The sequence below is a fragment of the Pseudomonas sp. BP01 genome, assembly GCF_022760795.1.
GTDB classification, from domain to species: domain Bacteria; phylum Pseudomonadota; class Gammaproteobacteria; order Pseudomonadales; family Pseudomonadaceae; genus Aquipseudomonas; species Aquipseudomonas putida_Q.
This window is the reverse complement of record NZ_JAFBKA010000020.1, coordinates 87,802-111,438: the sequence shown is the minus strand read 5'-3', so window position 1 is coordinate 111,438 and position 23,637 is coordinate 87,802. Positions and strand designations below refer to the sequence as shown.

Annotated in this window: 23 protein-coding genes and 1 pseudogene; 18 read left to right on the top strand and 6 right to left on the bottom strand. The window is 63.8% G+C overall.

The window, feature by feature from the left end; all coding sequences use genetic code 11:
- Nucleotides 1-186 precede the first annotated feature (186 nt).
- From JOY50_RS18815 to JOY50_RS18790, 6 genes and pseudogenes are all read left to right on the top strand, one after another.
- Nucleotides 187-639 carry a MarR family winged helix-turn-helix transcriptional regulator gene (locus JOY50_RS18815; protein ID WP_132842654.1) on the top strand — a complete coding sequence of 151 codons (453 nt, stop codon included), beginning with the start codon at nucleotides 187-189 and terminating at the stop codon, nucleotides 637-639.
- On the top strand, nucleotides 636-2,723 hold the full coding sequence (locus tag JOY50_RS18810; protein WP_132842656.1) for an FUSC family protein: 2,088 nt from the start codon (nucleotides 636-638) through the stop codon (nucleotides 2,721-2,723). Before JOY50_RS18815 ends, JOY50_RS18810 begins: the two co-directional genes overlap by 4 nt.
- Nucleotides 2,720-2,932, top strand: a complete 213-nt coding sequence (locus JOY50_RS18805) for a DUF1656 domain-containing protein (protein ID WP_016497473.1) — start codon at nucleotides 2,720-2,722, stop codon at nucleotides 2,930-2,932. The genes JOY50_RS18810 and JOY50_RS18805 overlap by 4 nt, the downstream gene beginning before the upstream one ends.
- Complete coding sequence (locus JOY50_RS18800; protein WP_019471695.1) at nucleotides 2,929-3,804, top strand: HlyD family secretion protein; 876 nt, start codon at nucleotides 2,929-2,931, stop codon at nucleotides 3,802-3,804. The genes JOY50_RS18805 and JOY50_RS18800 overlap by 4 nt, the downstream gene beginning before the upstream one ends.
- A complete protein-coding gene (locus JOY50_RS18795) occupies nucleotides 3,801-5,231 on the top strand; it encodes an efflux transporter outer membrane subunit (RefSeq protein WP_132842661.1) in 1,431 nt (476 codons plus the stop codon). The genes JOY50_RS18800 and JOY50_RS18795 overlap by 4 nt, the downstream gene beginning before the upstream one ends.
- A gap of 523 nt (nucleotides 5,232-5,754) precedes the next feature.
- Nucleotides 5,755-5,998, top strand: a pseudogene (locus JOY50_RS18790) (DUF3077 domain-containing protein).
- 138 nt (nucleotides 5,999-6,136) lie between these two features.
- On the opposite strand, the gene JOY50_RS18785 reads toward JOY50_RS18790, so the two are convergent.
- The gene (locus tag JOY50_RS18785; RefSeq protein ID WP_138737773.1) at nucleotides 6,137-6,592 is read right to left on the bottom strand and encodes an REP-associated tyrosine transposase; all 456 of its coding nucleotides are present in this window, start codon (nucleotides 6,590-6,592) and stop codon (nucleotides 6,137-6,139) included.
- Nucleotides 6,593-6,829: 237 nt separating this feature from the next.
- Between JOY50_RS18785 and JOY50_RS18780 the strand changes: the two genes are divergently transcribed.
- The gene (locus JOY50_RS18780; protein WP_243055624.1) at nucleotides 6,830-8,773 is read left to right on the top strand and encodes an FTR1 family protein; all 1,944 of its coding nucleotides are present in this window, start codon (nucleotides 6,830-6,832) and stop codon (nucleotides 8,771-8,773) included.
- 134 nt (nucleotides 8,774-8,907) lie between these two features.
- Here the strand turns inward: JOY50_RS18780 and JOY50_RS18775 are convergent, their stop codons facing one another.
- Both JOY50_RS18775 and JOY50_RS18770 read right to left on the bottom strand, forming a co-directional pair.
- Nucleotides 8,908-9,153, bottom strand: coding sequence for a TIGR02647 family protein (locus JOY50_RS18775; protein WP_016484337.1), 246 nt, complete (start codon nucleotides 9,151-9,153; stop codon nucleotides 8,908-8,910).
- A gap of 69 nt (nucleotides 9,154-9,222) precedes the next feature.
- Nucleotides 9,223-9,534: a hypothetical protein gene (locus JOY50_RS18770; protein ID WP_243055623.1), complete on the bottom strand. Its 312-nt coding sequence runs from the start codon at nucleotides 9,532-9,534 to the stop codon at nucleotides 9,223-9,225.
- Between the two features lie 146 nt (nucleotides 9,535-9,680).
- Here JOY50_RS18770 and JOY50_RS18765 point away from each other — a divergent pair, with 146 nt between their 5' ends.
- Nucleotides 9,681-10,343, top strand: a complete 663-nt coding sequence (locus tag JOY50_RS18765; RefSeq protein ID WP_243055622.1) for a glutathione S-transferase — start codon at nucleotides 9,681-9,683, stop codon at nucleotides 10,341-10,343.
- A gap of 131 nt (nucleotides 10,344-10,474) precedes the next feature.
- Here JOY50_RS18765 and argH read toward each other — a convergent pair whose 3' ends face one another.
- On the bottom strand, nucleotides 10,475-11,869 hold the full coding sequence (gene argH, locus JOY50_RS18760; RefSeq protein WP_019471704.1) for an argininosuccinate lyase: 1,395 nt from the start codon (nucleotides 11,867-11,869) through the stop codon (nucleotides 10,475-10,477).
- A gap of 296 nt (nucleotides 11,870-12,165) precedes the next feature.
- On the opposite strand from argH, the gene JOY50_RS18755 reads away from it, so the two are divergent.
- The 7 genes from JOY50_RS18755 (at nucleotide 12,166) to JOY50_RS18725 (ending at nucleotide 18,626) form a co-directional block, all read left to right on the top strand.
- Nucleotides 12,166-12,909, top strand: a complete 744-nt coding sequence (locus JOY50_RS18755) for a LytTR family DNA-binding domain-containing protein (RefSeq protein WP_015268539.1) — start codon at nucleotides 12,166-12,168, stop codon at nucleotides 12,907-12,909.
- A 199-nt stretch (nucleotides 12,910-13,108) separates the two neighbouring features.
- Nucleotides 13,109-14,050 (top strand): hydroxymethylbilane synthase, encoded by a 942-nt coding sequence (gene hemC, locus JOY50_RS18750; RefSeq protein WP_132842676.1) that lies wholly within the window; start codon nucleotides 13,109-13,111, stop codon nucleotides 14,048-14,050.
- Complete coding sequence (locus JOY50_RS18745) at nucleotides 14,047-14,814, top strand: uroporphyrinogen-III synthase (protein WP_132842679.1); 768 nt, start codon at nucleotides 14,047-14,049, stop codon at nucleotides 14,812-14,814. The genes hemC and JOY50_RS18745 overlap by 4 nt, the downstream gene beginning before the upstream one ends.
- A 45-nt stretch (nucleotides 14,815-14,859) precedes the next feature.
- The gene (locus JOY50_RS18740) at nucleotides 14,860-15,960 is read left to right on the top strand and encodes a uroporphyrinogen-III C-methyltransferase (protein ID WP_132842681.1); all 1,101 of its coding nucleotides are present in this window, start codon (nucleotides 14,860-14,862) and stop codon (nucleotides 15,958-15,960) included.
- Nucleotides 15,957-17,195, top strand: a complete 1,239-nt coding sequence (locus tag JOY50_RS18735) for a heme biosynthesis protein HemY (RefSeq protein ID WP_132842683.1) — start codon at nucleotides 15,957-15,959, stop codon at nucleotides 17,193-17,195. Before JOY50_RS18740 ends, JOY50_RS18735 begins: the two co-directional genes overlap by 4 nt.
- A 222-nt stretch (nucleotides 17,196-17,417) precedes the next feature.
- Nucleotides 17,418-17,924, top strand: coding sequence for a disulfide bond formation protein B (locus JOY50_RS18730; protein ID WP_132842685.1), 507 nt, complete (start codon nucleotides 17,418-17,420; stop codon nucleotides 17,922-17,924).
- 231 nt (nucleotides 17,925-18,155) lie between these two features.
- Nucleotides 18,156-18,626 (top strand): Rsd/AlgQ family anti-sigma factor, encoded by a 471-nt coding sequence (locus JOY50_RS18725; protein WP_019471710.1) that lies wholly within the window; start codon nucleotides 18,156-18,158, stop codon nucleotides 18,624-18,626.
- A gap of 9 nt (nucleotides 18,627-18,635) precedes the next feature.
- Here the strand turns inward: JOY50_RS18725 and JOY50_RS18720 are convergent, their stop codons facing one another.
- The gene (locus tag JOY50_RS18720) at nucleotides 18,636-19,274 is read right to left on the bottom strand and encodes an FKBP-type peptidyl-prolyl cis-trans isomerase (protein ID WP_243055621.1); all 639 of its coding nucleotides are present in this window, start codon (nucleotides 19,272-19,274) and stop codon (nucleotides 18,636-18,638) included.
- Nucleotides 19,275-19,453: 179 nt separating this feature from the next.
- Here JOY50_RS18720 and JOY50_RS18715 point away from each other — a divergent pair, with 179 nt between their 5' ends.
- Complete coding sequence (locus tag JOY50_RS18715; RefSeq protein ID WP_243055620.1) at nucleotides 19,454-20,488, top strand: AlgP family protein; 1,035 nt, start codon at nucleotides 19,454-19,456, stop codon at nucleotides 20,486-20,488.
- Here JOY50_RS18715 and JOY50_RS18710 read toward each other — a convergent pair.
- Nucleotides 20,464-20,946 (bottom strand): TIGR02444 family protein, encoded by a 483-nt coding sequence (locus JOY50_RS18710; protein ID WP_132842691.1) that lies wholly within the window; start codon nucleotides 20,944-20,946, stop codon nucleotides 20,464-20,466. The two genes, JOY50_RS18715 and JOY50_RS18710, sit on opposite strands and share 25 nt — an antisense overlap.
- A gap of 50 nt (nucleotides 20,947-20,996) precedes the next feature.
- Between JOY50_RS18710 and JOY50_RS18705 the strand changes: the two genes are divergently transcribed.
- Nucleotides 20,997-22,907 carry an ATP-binding cassette domain-containing protein gene (locus JOY50_RS18705; RefSeq protein WP_138737770.1) on the top strand — a complete coding sequence of 637 codons (1,911 nt, stop codon included), beginning with the start codon at nucleotides 20,997-20,999 and terminating at the stop codon, nucleotides 22,905-22,907.
- Nucleotides 22,907-23,494: a mechanosensitive ion channel family protein gene (locus JOY50_RS18700; RefSeq protein ID WP_063423175.1), complete on the top strand. Its 588-nt coding sequence runs from the start codon at nucleotides 22,907-22,909 to the stop codon at nucleotides 23,492-23,494. Before JOY50_RS18705 ends, JOY50_RS18700 begins: the two co-directional genes overlap by 1 nt.
- Nucleotides 23,495-23,637: the final 143 nt, after the last annotated feature.

Sequence of the window (23,637 nt, the reverse complement as noted above, 5' to 3'; positions counted from 1 at the left end):
CAGCCTTCAGAATCTGTGGAGTACCTGTAGGAGCTGGCTTGCCGGCGATAGGGCCAGCACAGGCAGAAACAAAGCCCATCATGAACAACAATTCATCCTTACCCCTCATCGCCAGCTGTTGACGACAGGGGGAGGGCAAGGCGTATATTGATAGTTAGCAAACTATGAATATCCTTGGTTCCCGTCATGTCCCTTGATCTCCTGCGCCTGCAAGTCAGCAGTGGCATGGTGGTCGCCGCCCGTCATTGGCGGCGCATCTGCCATGCCGCCCTGACCGGTTACGGCATTTCCGAAGCCTGCGCTGCGCCGCTGCTGATGATCGTGCGCCTGGGCGACGGTGTGCACCAGGTGGCCGTGGCCCAGGCTGCCGGCCTGGAAAGCCCATCGCTGGTGCGTCTGCTTGACCAACTGTGCAAGGCCGGCCTGGTATGCCGCAGCGAGGACCCACTGGACCGCCGCGCCAAGGCCCTGAGCCTGACCGCCGAAGGCCGTGCCCTGGCCGAAGCCATCGAAGCCGAACTGGTACGCCTGCGCCGCGATGTGCTCAACGGTATCGACCAGGCCGACCTGGAAGCTGCCCTGCGCGTGCTGCGCGCTTTCGAAGCTGCCGGCCTGGGCAGTGCGGGCGGGGTGGCATGAACGGCTTCTTCAGCTCTGTACCGCCGGCCCGCGACTGGTTCTACGGCGTGCGTACCTTCGCCGCCTCCATGATTGCCCTGTACATCGCGTTGCTCATGCAGTTGCCGCGCCCCTACTGGGCCATGGCCACGGTATACATTGTCTCCAGCCCCTTCGTCGGCCCGACAAGTTCCAAAGCCCTGTACCGCGCCGTGGGCACGCTGCTGGGTGCCGGCGGGGCGATTTTCCTGGTGCCGCCGCTGGTGCAGTCGCCGTTGCTGCTGAGCGTCGCCATCGCCCTGTGGACCGGCACCTTGCTGTTCCTGTCGCTCAACCTGCGCACGGCCAACAACTACGTGCTGATGCTGGCTGGCTATACCCTGCCGATGATCGCCCTGGCGGTGGTCGACAACCCGCTGGCGGTGTTCGACGTGGCGTCCTCCCGTGCCCAGGAAATTTGCCTGGGGATCGTCTGCGCGGCAGTGGTCGGCGCCATTTTCTGGCCACGCCGGCTGGCCCCTGTGGTGGTCGGTGCCACCGGTAACTGGTTCACTGAAGCGATCCGCTACAGCGACACCTACCTTGCCCGCGAAGCCAGCGCCGACAAGGTCGGCGGCATGCGCGGGTCGATGGTTACCACCTTCAACTCGCTGGAGCTGATGATCGGCCAGCTAGGCCACGAAGGCGCCGGCCCCCATACCCTGAAGAATGCCCGTGAGCTGCGCGGGCGGATGATTCACCTGCTGCCGGTAATCGACGCGCTCGACGACGCCCTGGTGGCCCTGGAAGGCCGCGCCCCGGCCCAGTTCGCCCAGCTTCAACCCGTGCTTGAAGCCGCGCGCGAGTGGCTCAAAGGCACTGCCGACAGCGCTTCGGTGGCGCGCTGGACTGCGCTGCACGAGCAGATCGATCGCTTGCAGCCCGGTGCCGCCGCCCTCGACCAGCGCGCCGAGCTGCTGCTGTCCAACGCTCTGTACCGCCTGACCGAGTGGGCCGACTTGTGGCAGGACTGCTGCACCCTGCAGCACGCCTTGCGCACCGACGATGCAAAGCCTTGGCGCGCGGTGTACCGCCACTGGCGCCTGGGCCGCCTGACGGCGTTCTTCGACCGTGGCCTGATGCTGTACTCGGTGGCCTCCACCGTACTGGCGATTGTGGTCGCGTGCGGCCTGTGGATCGGCCTGGGCTGGAACGACGGCGCCAGCGCTGTGATCCTGGCTGCAGTATCGTGCAGCTTCTTCGCCGCCATGGACGACCCCGCGCCGCAGATCTACCGGTTCTTCTTCTGGACGCTGATGTCGGTCATCTTCTCCAGCTTGTACCTGTTCCTGGTGCTGCCCAACCTGCACGATTTCCCGATGCTGGTGCTGGCGTTTGCCGTGCCGTTCATTTGCATCGGTACCCTCACCGTGCAGCCGCGTTTCTACCTGGGCACCTTGCTGACCATCGTCAACACTTCGACGTTCATCAGCATCCAGGGTGCCTATGACGCCGACTTCTTCACCTTCCTCAACGCCAACCTGGCCGGCCCCGTAGGCCTGTTGTTCGCTTTCATCTGGACCCTGGTGATGCGCCCGTTCGGCGTGGAGCTGGCGGCCAAGCGCATGACCCGCTTCGCCTGGCGCGACATTGTCGAAATGACCGAACCGGCGACCCTGGCCGAACACCGTCAGGTTGGCGTGCAGATGCTCGACCGCCTGATGCAGCACCTGCCGCGGTTGTCGCAAACCGGCCAGGACAGCGGGGTGGCACTGCGTGACCTGCGTGTGGGGCTGAACCTGCTCGACCTGCTGGCCTATATGCCGCGCGCCGGCCAGCTGGCTCGCGAGCGCCTGAACACGGTGGTCGAGGAAGTCGGGGCGCACTACGCCGCCTGCCTGCGTGCCGGTGAGCGCCTGCATGCTCCAGCCGCGCTGCTGCGCAACATGGAACGTGCGCGGCTGGCGCTGAACCTGGATGAGCTGTACGAGCGTGGCGATGCCCGCACCCACCTGCTGCATGCCCTGAGCGGCCTGCGGCTGGCGCTGTTGCCAGGCGTGGAAGTGATGCTCGAACCCGCCGAACAACCGCAACTGCCCCCTGGCCTCGACGGAGCGCCCCTGTGATTGGTGAACTGGATATCAGCGGGGTGTTTCTGCCCACGCTGCTGGTGATGATGTTTGGCACCTACCTGGTGTTCCTGGGGGTGCACGCGGTGCTGGTGCGCCTGCATTTCTACCGCCTGGTCTGGCACCGGGCGTTGTTCAACGTTGCTCTGTATGCCGTGCTGCTTGGCGCGGTGGACCACTTTTGCCGAAACCTGATGCTGCCATGAAAAAACCTTTGCTGACCTTGGGCCGTGTGGTCCTGACCTTGCTGGTAGTGACCTTCGCCGCCGTGCTCGTGTGGCAGATGGTGGTGTACTACATGTTTGCCCCTTGGACCCGCGACGGCCACATTCGCGCTGACGTGATCCAGATTGCCCCCGATGTGTCGGGGTTGATCCAGAAGGTCGAGGTGCGCGACAACCAGACCGTCAAGCGCGGCGACGTGCTGTTCACCATCGACCAGGACCGCTTCAGCCTGGCCCTGCGCCAGGCCAAGGCGACCCTGGGCGAGCGCCAGGAAACCCTGGCCCAGGCTTCGCGCGAAGCGCAGCGCAACCGCAAGCTGGGCAACCTGGTGGCCGCCGAGCAGCTGGAAGAAAGCCAGTCCCGCGAGGCCCGCGCCCGCTCTGCTGTCAGCGAGGCCCAGGTGGCGGTCGACACCGCCCAGCTCAACCTCGACCGTTCGGTGGTGCGCAGCCCGGTGGACGGCTACCTCAACGACCGCGCGCCGCGTAACCACGAATTTGTCACTGCCGGCCGCCCAGTACTGTCGGTGGTCGACAGTGCCTCGTATCACGTTGATGGCTACTTTGAAGAAACCAAGCTGGGTGGCATTCACATTGGCGATGCGGTGGACATTCGCGTGATGGGCGACAACACCCGCCTGCGCGGCCATGTGCAGAGCTTTGCCGCGGGCATCGAAGACCGCGACCGCAGCAGCGGCGCCAACCTGCTGCCCAACGTCAACCCGGCGTTCAGCTGGGTGCGTCTGGCCCAGCGTATTCCGGTGCGCATCGCCTTCGATGAAGTGCCGCAGGACTTCCGCATGATTGCCGGGCGCACGGCCACGGTGTCGATCATCGAGGGCGAGCGCCCATGAAGCAGCTGATCCTGGCCGGCCTGTGCCTGTCGCTGGGGGCCTGCATGATGGTCGGGCCCGACTATGAGGTGCCCAAGGACGCGGCGGTGCAACGCAGCGACCTGAGCGGCCCGCTGCGCCAGGATGCCGACAGCGTGGTCTCGGCGCCGGTGCCCGAGGACTGGTGGCAGCTGTATCAGGACCAGCGGCTCAACACGCTGGTGCGTCAGGCCCTGAGTGCCAACACCGAGTTGCGCGTGGCGGCGGCCAACATCGCCAAGGCCCGCGCCCAGGTCGAAGTAGCCGAATCGCAAGGGGGCTTCAACGGTGGCGTCAAGCTCGGCGCCCAGCGCCTGCAGGAGTCGGGCGAAGCCTTCCTGCAGCCCGAGAAGGTTCCGGTGGCCAACATCGGCGAGGCTATCATCAGTGCCTCGTACCAATTCGACCTGTGGGGTACCTTCAAGCGCGGCACCGAGGCCGCCAAGGCCAATGCCGACGCGGTGCAGGCCGCTGCCGATACCGCCCGTATTACCCTGGTGGCGGATGTGGTCAAGGCTTACACCCAGGTGTGTTCGGCCAACGAGGAACTCCACATCGCCCGCGAGTCGCTGGACCTGCAGGAGCAGAGCGTCACGCTCAACCAGCGCCTGCGCGATGCTGGCCGCGGTGATGAAACCCAGGTCACGCGCTCGCAGACCCAGTTCAAATCCTTGCGCGCCGAACTGCCACGCTTCAAGGCCGAGCGCGAGACGGGTATGTACACCCTGGCTGCGCTGCTGGCCAAGCCGGTCGACCAGTTGCCTGCCGGCACCGCCGATTGTGCCGAGCTGCCGCACCTGAACCAGCTGGTCCCGGTGGGTGATGGCGCCGCGCTGCTCAAACGTCGCCCGGACGTGCGCCAGGCCGAGCGCCAGTTGGCTGCTGCCACTGCCTACATCGGCGTGGCCACCGGCGCGCTGTACCCGGACATCAGCATTGGTGCCCAGGTTGGCACCATCGGCATCCTGGAAAACCTCGGCGAACCGTCGACCAACCGCTGGGGCTTCGGCCCGCAGATCAGCTGGGCCATCCCCACCAACGGCACCCGTGCGCGTATTCGCATGGCCGAAGCCTCTACCCAGGCGGCGTTGGCAAACTTCGATGGCGTGGTGCTGAACGCCATTCGTGAAACCCAGACCCGCCTGGCGCAGTACAGCGCCCTGCTGGACCGGCGTGATGCGCTGGCCGAGGCAGAGAAGTCGGCCAAGGAAGCGGCCGACCAGACTCACCGGTACTATCAGGCCGGGCGTGAGTCGTTCCTGGCGGATTTGCAGGCCACACGCACCTATACCGACATGCGTGCGCAGTTGGCAGCGGCCAATAGTCAGGTAGCCATGGGGCAGATTGGGGTGTTTCTGGCATTGGGTGGGGGCTGGAAGGCAGGTACGGCTGAGCCGCCACGCCCGTAGATCTGCTAGTTACTTGTCCGAGTGAGAGTTCGCCATGCTCTGCCTGACTTAATCAGGTAGGCGGAACATGGCAAAAGTTACGTGTGGTATGCCTGATGGCACTGTGAAAGAGCGGGCTGAGCGCTCTTGTGAAAAGTTCAGCTATGCGCCCTACGGTTTTAATGTTGCCCCGTTAGCGGGCGTGTTGGGTTGGGAATAACGTCCTTGGGTCGCCTAGCAAGGCAATCGGGATTGAGCCCCCCGGCCATATAGAGTTGCACCGCTTCATGGCGGTCGTGCGCGGGCAGGCTTTAGCCTGGTCGGGTTTTCCCTGTGGCCCGGGTGTCACCCCTCGCACGACTGCCACCCTAATCCGTGAGACGAGGAGGAGTGCAGTTCATAGAAATCCACAAGGGAATCAACTATGAAAAAGCTCGTCCCCGACCCACCTCTCACCGATCTGCTCCTACTCGACCCACCAAACTTGTCACTCATCGACCCGCTCAGCATCGATGACTGCAAGCTGGTTACCAGCGCCGTAACCCTGAGCAACGACCCAAGAGACACTTCCACCGTTGGCGTGGGACCTGTTTCGCCTGCAGCCCAATGTGCCGTTCAATCACGCATTCTCCCAACTGTCAGTGTTACTTGACTGCATCCGCCACCTCACTACCGAGGCGGAAATGGAGAACGACCTCATTGCCGGGAGCGCTGCGCGGATACTCAGCGAGATGGCCAAAGCATTGATCGATGATATGGAGCGAGGACTGAACAAGGTTCTCCAATAGCCTTCAAAAACCTGGGGCCGCTGTGCGGCCCATCGCCGCCAAGCCAGCTCCCACAGGTACGTCACTTCGTTCAAGCCTCGTGAGTCACCTGTAGGAGCTGGCTTGCCGGCGATAGGGCCCTATCAGGCAACGCCCAATTCAAACCCAAATCGCATCCCAATGAGGATAATCCCCAACCCTCGCGACCAAACCCGCTCGCTTCGGGTTCAGGACAATGTACCGTGCCACCGTCTGCACATCCTCTTCCCGGCGCAAAGCCCGGTCATGAAACCCCTTTTGCCACAGCCGCCCGCTTCGTCCGTTATGCCTGTTGATCATCATGGTGCTACGGGACTTAACCAGGCGCATCAAGCGCTTCAGGCTGCCCAGGCCAAGCTCGACTAGCCAATGAAAGTGGTCAGGCATCACTACCCAGGCCAAAGATCTGATTGCACCTTCCTCTTCAGCCTGGCGGAGCTCAGCCACGAGCAAGCGGGCCGAGTGAAAATCACTGAATATCGGTGCCCTACCAAGGGTTGTGCTGGTAAGCAGATACAAGTGACTGGTTTCCGAAAACCGGCCAAGCCGTAACTGGTCTGAATGGGGACGATCCATGTTCCCTGCCTTATGTTGGTTTGCCCATCAGGCTAGTGGCAATGGCTCTATTGGCGATTAATCAATTGGTACCCGGTGTTTCCTGTGACATCGGCGTGGCCCATCATCGCCGGCAAGCCAGCTCCCGCTGATTAGCGCAGGTTATGAGGGCGGCGTGATACTTGTCATCTGATTTGTAGCAAGATTTTTCATGAAATCCTCCCAGCACCCTTGAGGGAAGGCAAGTCGGAGTGAACAATGTTCTCTTTCGCATTCCCTTCGAGACTGGCCATGAAAACCCGTTCACGTCTGCTTGCCTGGTTGCCGGCTTTATTACTCGGCCCAGTGCTGGCGCTGTGCAGTTCCCTGGCACTGGCCGAGGCCCCCGCCGAGGCCGGCAAAGCCCTGCACCTGCTGGACTACATCGGCGCCGACTACCCGCCGACCGTACAAGATGGCAAGGTGATCGACGATGGCGAGTATCGCGAACAACAGGAGTTCAGCGCGGTATTGACCGATCTGGTCAAAGGCCTGCCGGCAAACGCGGAGCAAAATGGTCTGGAGCAAGGTGTTCAAGCGCTACGCCAGGCCATCGACCAACGCCAGGAGGGCGCCGCAGTCGCCAAGCAGGCGCGCCAACTGGGCGCGCGCCTTGCCGTGGCCTATGAGGTCAGCCAAGCTCCGGTAATCACACCTGACCCGGCCCGTGGCGCTGCGTTGTACGCGCAAAACTGCTCGATCTGCCACGGCGACACCGGCGCAGGCGACGGCCCGGCTGGCGTGGGCCTGGAGCCTGCGCCCGCCAACCTGCGCGATGTTTCACGCCTGGACCAGTTGAGCCTGTTCGACCTCTACAACACCCTGGCCCTGGGTATCGACGGCACCGAGATGCCGTCCTTTGCCGACCAGCTGGATGACCGTCAGCGCTGGGATGTGGCTGCCTATATCGCCAGCTTCACCGCCAAGCCGGCAGCCGGCAAAGGTGACAAGGCCTGGAACATCGCCGACCTGGCCCGGCAAACCCCGGCCGAAGTCGCCGCCAACGAAGGCAACGCGGTCGTAGAGGCGTTCCGTGCCCAGCGTGCCGAGCCGCCGCAAGCCAAGCGCGGCCCGGCGCAACTGCTCGAATACACCGCCAGCACCCTGGACAAAAGCCTGGCGGCCTACCGCGCAGGTGACCACGACCAGGCCTATGACCTGTCGGTAGCGGCCTACCTGGAAGGCTTCGAGCTAGTGGAAAGCTCGCTGGACAACATCGATACCCAGGCGCGCAAGGACACCGAAAAATCCCTGATGGCCTACCGTCAGTCCCTGCAGGATGGCCTGCCCGTGGCCCAGGCCGAGCAGCGTCTGGCTGAGGCAAAAGGCAAGCTCGACCAGGCCGCCAAGCTATTGGGCAGCGACGGCCTGAGCTGGTCGCTGAGTTATATCTCCGGTTTGCTGATCCTGCTGCGCGAAGGCCTGGAGGCGATTCTGGTGCTGGCGGCGATCCTGGCCTTCCTGCGCAACACCGGGCAGCAGTCGGCGGTACGCAGCGTCAACATCGGGTGGGGGCTGGCGCTGGTTGCCGGCTTCGCCACCTGGGCGGTCGCGGCCTATGTGATCGATGTGGGCGGCGCCCAGCGCGAACTGCTGGAAGGCTGCACGGCGCTGTTCGCCGCGGTGATGGTGCTATGGCTCGGTGTGTGGATGCATGACCGCCGCCATGCTGCCGCCTGGAAGGACTACATCAAAAGCAGCCTGGTCAGCGGCGGCGGGCGCTTTGGCTTTGCCATGCTGGCGTTTTTCTCGGTGTACCGCGAACTGTTCGAAGTGATCCTGTTCTACGAAACCCTGTGGTTGCAGGCAGGCCCTGCCGGGCACCAGGCAGTGCTGGCGGGTGGCGCCACGGCGCTGGTGCTGCTGGTGGGCCTGGCCTGGGTGATCTTGCGCGGTTCTGCCAAGCTGCCGCTGACGCTGTTCTTCAGCATCAACGCCGCGCTGCTGTGCGCGCTGTCGGTGGTGTTTGCCGGGCATGGCGTGAAGGCGCTGCAAGAAGCCGGGGTGCTGGGCACACGGCCGGTGGCGTTCTTCGAGTTCGATTGGCTGGGCATTCACGCTGATGCCTACTCGCTGTCGGCACAGGCGGTGGCCTTGCTGGCCATCGTGTTCCTGTATGGGCGCTCGTGGCTGGTGGAAAAGCGCAGGGCAACGGCCAACTGACCGGGGGCCGCGCTGCGGCCCATCGCCGGCAAGCCAGCTCCCACCCCGACCGCATCAGTTTCAAGCCATGAGCAATACCTGTGGGAGCTGGCTTGCCGGCGATGGGCTGCATGGCAGCCCCTTGTAATCTCGGTTCAGGCTGGCTGTGGCGCCTTGAGGATGTTCTGCAGCAACTGGACACTGTCAACGGCGTCGTGACCCAGGCTGGTCAGGTAGCCGCCATCGGGTTGATCGGTCAGCCCTTTTTCATGCAGGCGTTGCGCAGCGGCGACCAGGGCAGGGGCGGCGTTGCTGTTTATCTTGATGCCTTCCTGGCTGCTGTCGTGTTTGAACAGCGCGAGGACTTCCAGTTCAGCAATCAGATCGGGGGTAAAGGACATGGCGACTCCTGACTTCCAGACAAGGATGGCGGCACCGCTTACGGTGCCTGACCTTCGAGTGTAGTCGGGTTATTCGTCCTCGCCTTGACGCAGCTCAGCAGGCAACTCAGGCAAAGCGCGCAGAGCGCTCTCATACCATTCCAGATTGAACGCCCGTTTTTCCGTCATCATGTTGTAAACCTCGACCGCCAGCACCTGCCCCATGAGGTTCAGGATGTCCTGACGCTCGTAGCCGACCAGAGTCAATTTGTTGAAGGTGGCTTTGGCCGCTGGTGGATCTCCAGCGTCGATTTGGTTCTGGACGGCTTCGACTAGCGCTCCTCTGGCGAATTCTGGATCGTCGTCGTCATCGTCATAAAGGTCGTCGTCATACTCGCTCATGGCAAATCTCCTTTTCCGGGCGCACAGTGTGCCACGCCCGTGGCGGCAATGCCCGGGCATTGACGGGGTGCATGACGCTGGTCAGGGGCGGGCTTAGGGTCTATAAAAGCCGGGCCAACCCCTTACGGCCTGGAGGCTGTTACCTCATGCTCAAGCTTCATGGATTCTCGGTCAGCAACTACTACAACATGGTCAAGCTGGCCCTGCTGGAAAAAGGCCTGCCCTTCGAAGAAGTCACCTTCTATGGCGGCCAGGCGCCACAGGCGCTGGAAGTGAGCCCGCGGGGCAAGGTGCCGGTGCTGCAGACCGAACACGGTTACCTCAGCGAAACCAGTGTGATCCTCGACTACATCGAGCAGACCCAAGGCGGCAAGGCACTGCTGCCGGCCGACCCGTTCGGGCAGGCCAAGGTGCGTGAGCTGCTCAAGGAAATCGAGCTGTACATCGAGCTACCGGCGCGTACTTGCTATGCCGAGTCGTTCTTCGGCATGTCGGTTGAGCCCTTGGTCAAAGAGAAAGCGCGTGCCGATTTGCTGGCCGGCTTTGCCACGCTCAAGCGCAACGGTCGCTTTGCGCCCTATGTTTCGGGTGAGCAGCTGACGCTGGCAGACCTGATGTTCTGCTTCTCGGTCGACCTGGCTTATGCCGTGGGCAAGAAAGTGCTGAACATCGACTTTTTGGCGGACTTCCCGCAGGCCAAGGCGTTGCTGCAGCTGATGGGCGAGAACCCGCACATGGCGCGGATCGTGGCGGACAAGGAAGCGTCGATGCCGGCCTTCATGGAGATGATTCGTAGCGGTAAACGCTAAAACCTGGGGCTGCTCCGCAGCCCATCGCCGGCAAGCCAGCTCCCACAGGTACAGTGCAACCTTCAAGTCACATGCAGTACCTGTGGGAGCTGGCTTGCCGGCGATCGAGGGCAAAGCCCTCGCGATGGGCCTTAACGGGAAGCCAGCAGCGCCTTGCCACGAACAACGGCAGCGCGTACCTGCGCCGGTGCCGTACCACCAATGTGGTTACGGGCATTCACCGAGCCTTCCAGAGTCAGCACGGCAAACACGTCCTGTTCGATCTGGTCGCTGAACTGGCGCAGTTCGTCCAGGCTCATCTCGGCCAGGTCCTTGCCGGTGTCCACGCCGTACTTCACCGCGTGGCCTACGATTTCGTGGCAGTCACGGAACGGCAGGCCACGGCGTACCAGGTAGTCGGCCAGGTCGGTTGCGGTGGAGAACCCGCGCAGGGCCGCTTCACGCATGATGGCGTGCTTGGGCTTGATTGCCGGGATCATGTCGGCAAAGGCGCGCAGCGAGTCGCGCAGGGTGTCGGCAGCGTCGAACAGCGGCTCCTTGTCCTCCTGGTTGTCCTTGTTGTAGGCCAGCGGTTGGCCTTTCATCAGGGTCAGCAGGCCGGTGAGGGCGCCGAACACGCGGCCGCTCTTGCCACGTACCAGCTCTGGCACGTCCGGGTTCTTTTTCTGCGGCATGATCGAGCTGCCGGTGCAGAAGCGGTCCGGCAGGTCGATGAACTGGAACTGCGCGCTGGTCCACAGCACCAGCTCTTCCGAGAAGCGCGACAGGTGCATCATCGCCACGCTGGCAGCGGCGCAGAATTCGATGGCGAAGTCACGGTCCGACACGCCGTCCAGCGAGTTGCCAGCCACGGCTTCGAAGCCCAGCAGCTTGCAGGTGAGCTCGCGGTCGATCGGGTAGGTGGTGCCAGCCAGCGCGGCGCTGCCCAGGGGCATGCGGTTGGTGCGCTTGCGGCAGTCGACCAGGCGCTCGTAGTCGCGGCTGAGCATTTCGAACCAGGCCAGCAGGTGGTGGCCGAAGGTGACCGGCTGGGCCGTCTGCAGGTGGGTGAAACCGGGCATGATGGTTTCGGCTTCACGCTCGGCCTGCTCCAGCAGGCCCTGCTGCAGGCGGGTGATTTCGGCCAGGATCAGGTCGATTTCGTCGCGCAGCCACAGGCGGATATCGGTGGCCACCTGGTCGTTGCGGCTACGGCCAGTGTGCAGCTTCTTGCCGGTGATGCCGATGCGGTCGGTCAGGCGTGCCTCGATGTTCATGTGCACATCTTCGAGGTCGACGCGCCAGTCGAAGTTGCCGGCTTCGATTTCGCCCTGGATGGTCTTCAGGCCATCGATGATGGTGTCGCGCTCGGCATCGCTGAGCACGCCGACCTGCGCCAGCATGGTGGCATGGGCGATCGAACCCATGATGTCGTGGCGGTACAGGCGCTTGTCGAAATCGACCGAGGCGGTGAAACGGGCGACGAAGGCGTCGACGGGCTCACTGAAGCGGCCGCCCCAGGACTGATTGGTCTTGTCGGTGCTCATGGATTCACTCATTGCAGGCGTGAACGAAAAAGTGGCGCCGATAATAGCAGGGTTGGGCTGGCTGCCGCAGGGCGCCGGTCGAGAGAAATGCCCGGAAAATGGCAGAGAAGGATTTTAAGGAATGAACGGCAGTGTTCCACGGACCGTCTACAGTTGGACAAAGGACTGGCGGTGAATCTGCCGTCCGAGTGAATCTTTGGCCATCGCACCGGTCTAGAGCGTGACCGCAGTGTCGCTCGAACCACACCTGTCTACGCTATACCTGTGCGAGACTCATTCAGGAATCCAGCGCAATTATGAATGTCCTGATCGTTGATGACGAACCCCAAGGCCGTGAACGCCTCAGCCGGCTGCTCGGAGAACTGGAGGGTTACACCGTGCTGGAGCCTAGCGCCACCAACGGCGAGGAGGCCCTTGCGCTGATCGAGAGCCTCAAGCCCGATGTCGTCCTGCTGGACATCGGCATGCCAGGCCTGGATGGCCTGCAGGTAGCCGCTCGCTTGTGCGAACGCGAGGCGCCGCCGGCGGTGGTGTTTTGCACCGGGGATGATGAATACGGTGCCGAGGCATTCAAGGACAGTACCCTCAGCCATGTGACCAAGCCCTTCCAGGCCCAGGCGCTGCGCGATGCCTTGCGCAAGGCCGAAAAACCCAACCGTGCCCAGTTGGCGGCGCTTACCCGGCCGGCCAATGAAGGTGGCGGCCCGCGCAGCCACATCAGTGCCCGCACGCGTAAAGGCATCGAGTTGATCCCTTTGCCCCAGGTGATCTATTTCATTGCCGATCACAAGTACGTGACCTTGCGTCATGAAGCCGGGGAAGTGCTGCTCGACGAGCCGCTCAAAGCCCTGGAAGACGAATTTGGCGAGCGTTTTGTGCGCATCCACCGCAATGCGCTGGTAGCCCGCGAGCGCATAGAACGCCTGCAGCGCACCCCGCTGGGGCACTTTCAGCTGTACCTGAAAGGCCTGGACGGCGACGCCTTGACCGTCAGCCGCCGGCATGTGGCCGGTGTGCGCAAGATGATGCAGACCCTCTGATACGGCGCCCGCATGGCAAGGGCTGCGCCCTTGTTCGCGGGTAAACCCGCTCCCACAGGTTGATCATTGGCCTGTAGAGCGGCACCTCACCCTGTGGGAGCGGCTTTAGCCGCGAAGAGGCCCTCAGCTGATCCACATCTGCAAGCGATAAAGGAGATGCTGTTATCATCGGCGGCATTTCTCTGGATCGGGGCGTTCCATGTCCACTCGCGAAATCCGCATTGCCACCCGTAAAAGTGCCTTGGCCCTGTGGCAGGCCGAATACGTCAAAGCCCGCCTCGAGCAGGCCCACCCCGGTCTGCTGGTGACCCTGGTGCCCATGGTCAGCCGTGGTGACAAACTGCTCGACGCGCCGCTGGCAAAAATCGGCGGCAAGGGCCTGTTCGTCAAGGAACTGGAAACCGCCCTGCTGGACAACGAAGCCGACATCGCCGTGCATTCGATGAAAGACGTGCCCATGGACTTCCCCGAAGGCCTGGGCCTGTACTGCATCTGCGAGCGTGAAGACCCGCGTGATGCCTTCGTTTCCAATACCTTTGACAGCCTTGAGGCGCTGCCAGCCGGCAGCATCGTCGGCACCTCCAGCCTGCGCCGCCAGGCCCAGTTGCTGGCGCGCCGCCCGGACCTGCAAATCCGCTTTCTGCGTGGCAACGTCAACACTCGCCTGGCCAAACTGGACGCCGGCGAGTACGACGCCATCATCCTCGCCGCCGCCGGCCTGATCCGCCTGGGCTTCGAAGACCGCATCACCGCCAGTATCAGCGTTGACGACAGCCTGCCGGCTGGCGGACAGGGCGCGGTAGGCATCGAGTGCCGCAGTGCCGACCTCGAAATCCACGCACTGCTGGCGCCGCTGCACCATGCCGACACCGCCGACCGGGTAGTGGCCGAACGCGCCCTGAACAAACACCTGAATGGCGGCTGCCAGGTGCCGATCGCCTGCTACGCGGTGCTCGAAGGTGACCAGCTTTGGCTGCGTGGCCTGGTTGGCCAGCCGAGCGGGGGTACCCTGCTGGTGGCCGAAGCCCGTGCCCCTCGCGCTGCTGCCGAGACCTTGGGCGTACAGGTGGCCGAAGACCTGCTGGGCCAAGGTGCCGAGGCCATCCTCAAGGAAGTCTACGGCGAGGCCGGCCACCCGTGAGCCAATGGCGCCTGTTGCTGACCCGGCCTGCCGAGGACTGTGCGGCGCTGGCGCAAAGCCTGGCGGCAGCGGGGGTGGGCAGCAGTTGCCTGCCGCTGCTGGCCATAGAGCCCGTCACCGTGGAGCCCCGGCAACGTCTGCTGCTGGAGGGCCTGCATGGCTTTCAGGCGATCATCGTGGTCAGCAAGCCGGCTGCCCGGTTGTTGCTTGAGCATCTGGCCGAAGCCGGCATGCAGCCTCCACGGCAAGGCTGGTTCACCGTGGGTGAGGCAACCGCTGCGGTGCTGCAGGGTGCGGGGCTGGCGGTAAGCACTCCGCCGCGTGGCGATGACAGCGAATCCTTGCTGGCGCTACCGGCCCTGCTTCAGGCAGTTGCCGTGCCTGCCGCGCGTGTTTTGGTCGTGCGCGGCGTCGGAGGTCGCGAACTGCTGGCAGAGCGTCTTGCAGAGCAAGGTGCTAGTGTCGAATATCTGGAACTGTATCGTCGCTGCCTGCCGGCTTACCCGGCGGGCACCCTGAAGCGCCGCATCGAAGCGGAACGCCTCAATGGCCTGGTGGTCAGCAGTGGGCAGGGTTTTGAACATTTGCAGCAGCTGGCCGGTGCCGATTGGCCGCAGCTTGCACGCCTGCCGTTGTTCGTGCCCAGCCCACGGGTCGCCGAACAGGCCAGGGCCGCCGGGGCCCAACAGGTTGTGGATTGCCGTGGCGCCAGTGCCACGGCCTTGCTGGCAGCCGTGCAGCGCAGCGCTGCACCTGCCTCTTAAGGCGCTAAGCTGAACGCGATGCGCCCCCATGCAAAGGATGGATACGTGAGCGAGACTGTCTTGTCCAATAACGATCAGCCGTCGGCACAGGCGCCGACGGAACCCGTCACCGCCCCACCTGCCAAGCGCTCCGGCAGTGGCCTGGCAGCGCTGGCCTTGCTGCTGGGTGCGGCCGGGGTGGTGGTAGGTGGCTGGGGTGTCTGGCAGGTGCGTCAACTGCAAGGCAGCGAGTTCAACCAGGGCCAGCACATCGAGGCGCTGAACCAGCGCGCCGAAGCCCTGCAGCAGCGCGAACAGCAGATCAGTGCGCAGCTGGCCAGCCTGCCGGCGGCCAGCGAGCTGGAAGATCGCCGGCGCCTGGTGGCGCAATTGCAGGGCGACCAGCAGCGCCTCAGCCAGCGCCTGGAAACCGTGCTGGGCGAAAGCCGCAAGGAGTGGCGCCTGGCTGAAGCCGAGCACCTGCTGCGCCTTGCTACCCTGCGCCTGTCGGCCTTGCAGGACATCACCAGCGCCAAGGCCCTGGTCGAGGGCGCCGACGAGATCCTGCGCGAGCAGAGCGACCCAGGCGCATTCGCCGCCCGCGAGCAATTGGCGCGCAGCCTGGCCACGCTCAGCAGCACCCAGCAACCGGACCGTACCGGCCTGTTCCTGAAACTGGCCGCTCAGCGTGAGATGGTGCAGCAGCTGAGCGCGCAGTCGCCCGAGTTCGATACCAATGCCGATGCGCTGGGTGCGCTGACCGCCGACGGCGATGGTGCCAGCCGGCTGTCGCAGTGGTGGGCAGAAATCTCCAAGTACTTCCAGATCGACTTCAATGCCGATGAAAACGTGCGGCCGCTGCTGGCCGGGCAGCAACTGAACCAGCTGCGCCTGGCCCTGAGCCTGACCATCGAGCAGGCCCAGTGGGCGGCGCTCAATGGTGACGCCAAGGTCTACACCCAGGCGCTGGACGACGCCCGCAGCGTGTTGCTGGCCAACTTCAACGCCGACAACCCGCAAAGCAAGGCCATGCTTGAGAGCCTCAATGCCTTGGCCGATCAGCCGGTGTCGGTGGTTACCCCCGACCTCAGCGAAAGCCTGGCGTCCGTGCAGGCCTACATCCAGCGCCGTCACCTGCCGGCCGAGGCTGAAGGGGGCAAGCCATGAAGCGTGTCTACCTGCTGGCCGTGCTGGCGATCGTGATTGCTGCGGCGCTGGGTATTGCGGTCGCCAAGCACAGCGGTTACGTACTGCTTTCCTATGGAAGCTTCCGCTATCAATCGGGGTTGTGGGCGGCACTGGCCGGCCTGCTGGCCGTGGTCGCACTGTTGTGGCTGGTGCGTTACCTGGTCGGCCTGGTGCTGACCTCCAGCGGCGTGGTCAACCCGTGGTCGCGGCGTAACCGCAGCCGGCGCATCCGCCTGGCCATCGAACAGGGCCAGCTGGACCTTGCCGAAGGCCGCTGGGCCAGCGCTCAACGCCACTTGCACCGTGCCGCCGAGGCCGAGCGCCAACCGCTGCTGTACTACCTCGGTGCCGCACGCGCTGCCAACGAGCAAGGCCGCACCGAAGACAGCGACAACCTGCTGGAGCGCGCCCTGGAGCGTCAGCCGCAAGCAGAGCTGGCTATTGCCCTGACCCATGCGCAGTTGCAGATGGACCGCGGTGAAAGTGACGGCGCCCTGGAAACCCTGTTGGCCATGCAGGAACGCCACCCGCACAACGGCCAGGTGCTGCGCCTGCTGCAGCGCCTGTACCGGCAGCGCGGTGACTGGTCGTCATTGATCCGCCTGCTGCCAGACCTGCGCAAGGGCAAGGTGCTGCCGGCCGCCGAGCTGGCCGCCCTGGAACAACGTGCCTGGGGCCAGAACCTCAGCCTGGCCACCACCCGGGGCGAAGACGCGCAAAGTGCCCGTCAGGCCCTGGAGCGCGCTTGGCAGCAGCTGACCGCAGCCCAGCGCCAGGAGCCGCAACTGGTGCTGGCCTACGCCGAGCAATTGCGCCAGGTGGGTGCCCAGGGCGAGGCCGAGCAAGTGCTGCGCACCGCCCTCAAGCGTGAATACGAAAGCCACCTGGCCCGGCTGTACGGCCTGGTGCGCGGTGATGACCCGGCGCGCCAGCTGCAAACCGCCGAAGGCTGGCTCAAGGATCACCCTCAAGACGCCAGCCTGCTGCTGACCCTGGGCCGCCTGAGCCTGCAGAATCGCCTGTGGGGCAAGGCGCGTGATTACCTGGAAAGCAGCCTGCGCATGGAGCGCAACCCCGAGGCCTGTGCCGAGCTGGCTCGCCTGCTGGCTGGCCTGGGCGAGACCGAGCGCAGCAACCAGCTGTTCCAGGAGGGCCTTGGCCTGCTGGACGAACGCCTGCTGGCGCTGCCATTGCCAGAAGGCGTACGCGCCTGACCCACCCCAGCGCCCGCGCCAAGGTGCGGGCTTTGGGGGCGGGTAATTTATCTATTGCTGCCAGTTAGATCTGCAGTCCATTTCTTTCGCCGCTTCCTACTGCATTGCTGGAAATTTCCTACGCAATTCAGCGCCTTGTCGTTGCTGTCGTGCCTTGAAACAAAGCGTGTCTTTCCTCTACCGTTTCAAACCACAACATCTACCCTGGGACTTTCACCCTCCATGCTTGCGGCCCGTTTGCGCACCTTTTTCCTTCCTGCCTGCCTGGCGGCAATGGCGGTACTGGTCGTGTCATTCCAGCTGGAGCACATACTGGGGCTGGTGCCGTGCCCTTTATGCTTCAGCCAGCGGCTGCTGCTTGCCGTGTACGCACTGCTGAGCCTGGCGGCGGTATTGCAGGCCCCGGGCACGCAAGGCATCCGCCATTATGCGCGGGCGACGCTGGGCTGCTCACTGGCCGGTGCGTTGCTGGCGGCACGGCATGTCTGGGTGCAAGGAGCCAGCGGTGCTATTGCGGTATGCCCGGCCCCTATCGGGCGTGTGTTCGAGCAATCCTGGGCTCAAGCAGCACGGCAACTGCTGCTGGGTGGGCCTGATTGCAGCTCGCTGACCTGGAGTTTTCTCGATCTGACGCTGCCTGAGTGGAGCCTGCTGGCCTTCCTGTTGCTGGCCATGCTGCCCTTGAGTTGCCTGCTGGCGTATCGTTTCCGCACCCTGGCAAGAAGTTGACCTGGAACAAGGCTGGGTCACTAGTGCGACCAATGGCGGTTGGGCAGGGTATTAAACACTTGTATGAACTTTGTCCGCTGCGTACCTTGATGGGCAGCACGCGCGGGAATAATCTCCCAGCACGCATACCGAAAATACAACTGCTCGATGCCGTCCTGCTGATCTCACCTTTGTGCTGCGCGGTCGTGGTGCGAGGTGCAGCGGCATCTACCCAGAAGGGAAGAGATTGCCATGCTCGATAGTTGTCAGAATGCCCAGGAACGCTGGGGTGGGGTTCACGACCTGATCGACCGTTGGCTGAAGGCGCGCCAGGACCTGGTGCAGTCTTTCGGCGCACTGCGCGATTTGAAGCCAGCCTTCGCCGACAAGGACACCAACGGGGACTTTTGCGCGCTCCTGGTCGACTACGTTTCGGCGTGGCACTTCGAAGTTTGCGAGCAACTGGTCAGCGAGGCCAAGGCTTTCGGAGACGAAAAGGCGCTGAGGCTGGCCGAAGAAATCAACCCACGGATCAACGACAGTACCCAGATCGCACTGGCCTTCAATGACCAATGCACCAAGGGTGAGTGCAAGGACACCGAACGCTTCGCCGAAAAGCTGGGCAAGTTGGGCGGGCTGTTGCACGAGCGCTTCGAACTTGAAGATTGCCTGATCGAGGTGCTGCACAACGCACACAAGGAAGAGGGTGCAGTCCAGGCGTGAGGGTTGGCGTCAGTCGCCAACCGCCAGCAATTCGATCTCGAACACCAGGGGTGTATAGGGTGCGATAAGGTCACCGGCGCCTTCGGCGCCATAGGCTTGCGCCGACGGAATTACCAGGCGCCATTTGGCCCCGGCATGCATCCTTGGCAAGGCCACCTGCCACCCTTCGATCACCGAGCCCAGGCTGAACCACTGGGGTGCCTGGTTCTGGTCGAACACCGAGCCATCCGGCAGCCTGCCCACATAGCGCACCTGCACTTTGCCGCCAGCTTTGGGCTGCGCGCCGGTGCCTGGCTGCAGCTCGCTGTAGAGCACACCTTCCGGTAGTTCGCGTACCCCATAACGGCCACGCTCGTTGGCCATGAAGCGTGTTTCGGCTGCCTGCAACTTCTGCGTGGCGGCATCATCTTCCTGCGCTTCGTGCTGCTGGAGCACCGCCTGCATACGTGCCTTGTCGAGCTTCAGGGGCTGCCCCTGGTAGGACTGCTTCAGGCCTTCGACCAGTGCATCCAGTTGCAGGCCTGGCATCTCCTGGCGCAGCCGCTCACCCAGGCTGGCGCCCAGGCTGTAGGCGAGGTCCTGGTCGTTGCTGTCAGCCATTGCAACTGGCACCAGCAGGCATAAACCTAATACAAGATATCGAGGCAATGCCCTGACTCCCAAATATCAGCAATGATTAATTCAGCAACTACACTTTCACGCAGCTGCAAGATAACAACTTTGCCCAGGCATGCAACGCGGCGTAAATATTACTGTCAACATGCCCTAGCGGCGGTAGCAGCAGAAGCATAGTATGAGCCGCAATCTCGTCAGCCAGGAGGTAAACCATGTCGGCCAAAAAGAAGCCAGTAAGTACGCCGTTACACCTGCTCCAGCAACTTTCGGGCAGCCTGCTCGAACACTTGGAAGATGCCTGCTCGCAAGCGCTGGCTGATGCGGAAAAACTGCTGGCCAAACTGGAAAAGCAGCGTGGCAAGGCCCAGGAAAAACTGCACAACGGTCGCCTGAAATTGCAGGATGCCGCCAAGGCAGGTAAAGGCAAGGCGCAGTCCAAAGCCCAAAAAGCCATTGGCGAACTTGAAGGGCTGCTCGATGCCCTCAAGGAACGTCAAACCCAGACCCGTTCTTATATCCAGGAACTCAAGCGCGACGCTCAGGACAGCCTCAAGCTGGCCCAAGGTGTAGGCAAAGTTCGCGAAGCAGCAGCCAAGGCACTTGACCTGCGCGCCGCCAAAACCACCAAGCCAGCTGCCAAAACCACTGCTGCCAAATCTGCAGCCAAGCCAGCCGCCCGGGCCACTGCTGCCAAGCCTGTCGCGAAGCCAGCTGCCAAAGCCGCTGCTGCTGCCAAACCTGCCGCTAAGCCAGCTGCCAAAGCGACTGCTGCTGCCAAGCCTGCCGCGAAGCCAGCTGCCAAAGCGACTGCTGCTGCCAAGCCTGCCGCGAAGCCAGCTGCCAAAGCGACTGCTGCTGCCAAGCCTGCCGCGAAGCCAGCTGGCAAAGCGACCGCGGCTACCAAGCCTGCCGCCAAGCCAGCTGCCAAAGCGACTACTGCTGCCAAACCTGCGGCCAAGCCAGCAGCCAAAGCCACTGCTGCAGCCAAGCCTGCGCCGGCCAAAGCCGCTGCCGCGAAACCAGCAGCAAAACCAGCAGCGAAACCCGCTGCCGCCAAGGCTCCAGCACGTACGGCCGCCAAGCCAGCTGCCGCCAAGCCTGTTGCCAGCAAGCCAGCCGAAACCAAACCTGCTACGCCAGCCGCAAGCACCCCGGCCGCGGCAACCAACTCGGCCACCCCGGCCCCGTCGGCAGCACCGTCAGCACCCGCCACCACCCCGGCTCAGGCACCGTCTTCGGCGTCCTGAAGCGCAGCCGCCGCGACGCGCAACTGATCCAGCGCGTCGTGGTGTCGGGCAGGGGCCGGCGCCAGCCGGGCCAGCCAGTCGTCCGTGGGCTCACTGGAGTCCGCGGGCCACTGTCGCGAGCGTTCCTGCAAGCGCGCCAGCAAAGTTCTTTCCGCCTGCAACTCCAAACCCTTTACCTGTTCACGCAACGCCGCCAGCTGCGTATCACCAGCCGCGCACGCGCGCCATTGCTGGCGAAGGCTGCGTAACGGGGCGACCACTTCACGCTGCCAAGGCTCGGCAACTTCGTGCAGCGCTTGCACGCGCTCGTCCAGCACGGCCACGGTATGTGCCTGCAGCCAGCTTGCGCATAGCAGCAGGCAGACATCGCCACCCTGCGCCTGTAGTTCAAGGCAGGCCGCTTCCACGCCGGGCCTGGCATACAGGGCCAAGGCGTAATTCCACAGGTCGGTGTGCATGGTTCCACTCGCGCTATGGGCCGAGGAAGCTGGTAGACTCCGCGACCATCATGATCAGACTATCCAACCTCACTTTACAGCGTGGTCCGCAGCGCTTGCTAGACGGCGCCGACATGACCCTGCACGCCGGTCACAAGGCCGGCCTGATCGGCGCCAACGGCGCCGGAAAATCCAGCCTGTTCGCCTTGCTGCGCGGTGAGCTGTCGCCCGATGGCGGCGATTGCCTGCTGCCCGGCGACTGGCGCATCGCCCACATGCGCCAGGAGGTCGACACCCTCGACCGCCTGGCCGTGGACTATGTGCTCGACGGCGATGCGCGCCTGCGCAAGGTCCAGGCCGAACTGGCCGCAGCCGAGCAGGCTCACGATGGCACCGCCCTGGCGCGCCTGCACAGTGAGCTGGAAGGCGCCGACGGCTATACCGCCGACGCCCGTGCGCGCAAGTTGTTGGCAGGCCTGGGCTTCACCAACGAGCAGATGGACCGCCGCGTCGGCGACTTCTCCGGTGGCTGGCGGATGCGCCTGAACCTGGCTCAGGCGCTGATGTGCCCGTCCGACCTGCTGCTGCTCGACGAGCCCACCAACCACCTGGACCTCGACGCCATCCTGTGGCTGGAAGACTGGCTCAAGGGCTACCCCGGCACGCTGTTGCTGATCTCCCACGACCGTGACTTCCTCGACGCCGTGGTCGACCATGTGCTGCACGTCGAGCAGCGCAAGCTGAACCTGTACAAGGGCGGCTACTCCGCTTTCGAACGCACCCGTGCCGAACGCCTGGCGCAGCAGCAGCAAGCCTACGAGAAGCAGCAGGCACAGCGCGCGCATATGGAAAAGTACATCGCCCGCTTCAAGGCCCAGGCCACCAAGGCACGTCAGGCACAAAGCCGGATCAAGGCCCTGGAGCGCATGGAGGAGCTGTCGGCGGCGCATGTCGACTCGCCGTTCGACTTCGTCTTCCGCGAGTCGCAAAAAATCTCCAGCCCGTTGCTGAGCCTGTCCGAAGGCTGCCTGGGTTATGGCGACAAGGCCATCCTCGACAAGGTCAAGCTGCAGCTCACCCCAGGTGCGCGTATTGGCCTGCTCGGGCCCAACGGCGCCGGCAAGTCGACCCTGATCAAAAACCTTGCGGGTGAGCTGGAGCCGTTGACGGGCCGCCTGGTCCGTGGCGAGAACCTGGCGGTTGGCTACTTTGCCCAGCACCAGCTGGACTCGCTGGACGACAAGGCCAGCCCGCTGCTGCACCTGCAGCGTATTGCCCCCACCGAGCGCGAACAGACCCTGCGCGACTTCCTCGGCGGCTTCGACTTCCATGGCGCCCGCACCGACGAGCCGGTTGTGAACTTCTCCGGTGGCGAAAAGGCCCGCCTGGCGCTGGCGCTGATTGCCTGGGAACGGCCGAACCTGCTGCTGCTCGACGAACCGACCAACCACCTGGACCTGGAAATGCGCCTGGCGCTGACCATGGCGTTGCAGGAGTTTGCCGGTGCCGTGGTGGTGGTGTCTCACGACCGCCACCTGCTCAAGAGCACCACCGACGACTTTTTGCTGGTAGCCGACGGCAAGGTCGAACCCTTTGACGGAGACCTGGACGACTACAGCCGCTGGCTGGTCGAGTACCGCCAGCGCAGCGCGCCGGCCAGTACCACCCCGGTCAACCCGGACAAGACCGACAAGAAAGCCCAGCGTCAGGCTGCCGCAGCCTTGCGCCAGCAATTGGCACCGCACAAGAAGGCGGCCGACAAGCTGGAAACCGAGCTTAACCAGGTGCACGTGCAACTGGCCGAGATCGAGGCCGCGCTGGGTGACGGTGGCCTCTACGAAGCGGCGCGCAAGGACGAGTTGCGTGACCTGCTGGCGCGCCAGACCAAGCTCAAGCAACGCGAAGGTGAGCTGGAAGAAGCCTGGATGGAAGCGCTGGAAACCCTCGAAAGCATGCAGGCCGAACTCGAGGCGCTGTCCTGATGGAGGAACTGCGTTCGCTGCTGCCAGGGCAATGGATGGACACCTTCTGGCTGGGCTTGCAGATTCTGTTGATCCTGGTGGCGGCCTTCGTCCTGCAGCGCATCGTTGCTCGCGGGTTGAGCCGCCTGGGCCAGCGTTATCCGCTGCCGCCTGAGCTGCTGGTACCGGTGCGTGGCGGCCTGCGCTGGCTGATCATGGGCAGCGCGCTGCTGTTCGTGCTGGAGCGCCTGGGGGTTTCGGCGACCGTGCTGTGGACGGCGCTGTCCGGCTTTGTCGCGGTGGCGGCGGTGGCCTTCTTCGCCATGTGGAGCGTGCTGTCCAACCTGCTGTGCGCGGTGCTGATCTTCACGGTCGGGCCGTTTCGCATTGGTGATGTGGTCGAACTGGTCGACACCCTGGACAAGCCGGGCGTGAAAGGCCGGGTGATAGCGATCAACCTGCTGTTTACCACCCTGCTGGAAATGCCCGAAGCGGGCGGGGCGTTGGTGCAGGTGCCCAATAGCCAGTTCTTCCAGAAGTCGGTACGGCGCTGGCGCGGGGCTGAGGTGCAGGCCTTGCACAAAGACACCGCGGCCGAAGCTGATTAAACCTGTACCGGCCTCTTCGCGGGTAAACCCGCTCCCACAGGATCTCCACAGGCCTTGAATGTGGCGCAGTACCTGTGGGAGCGGGTTTACCCGCGAAGGGGCCGGTACAGGCGATAGAAATCCATCAGAAATCGCTGGTTATT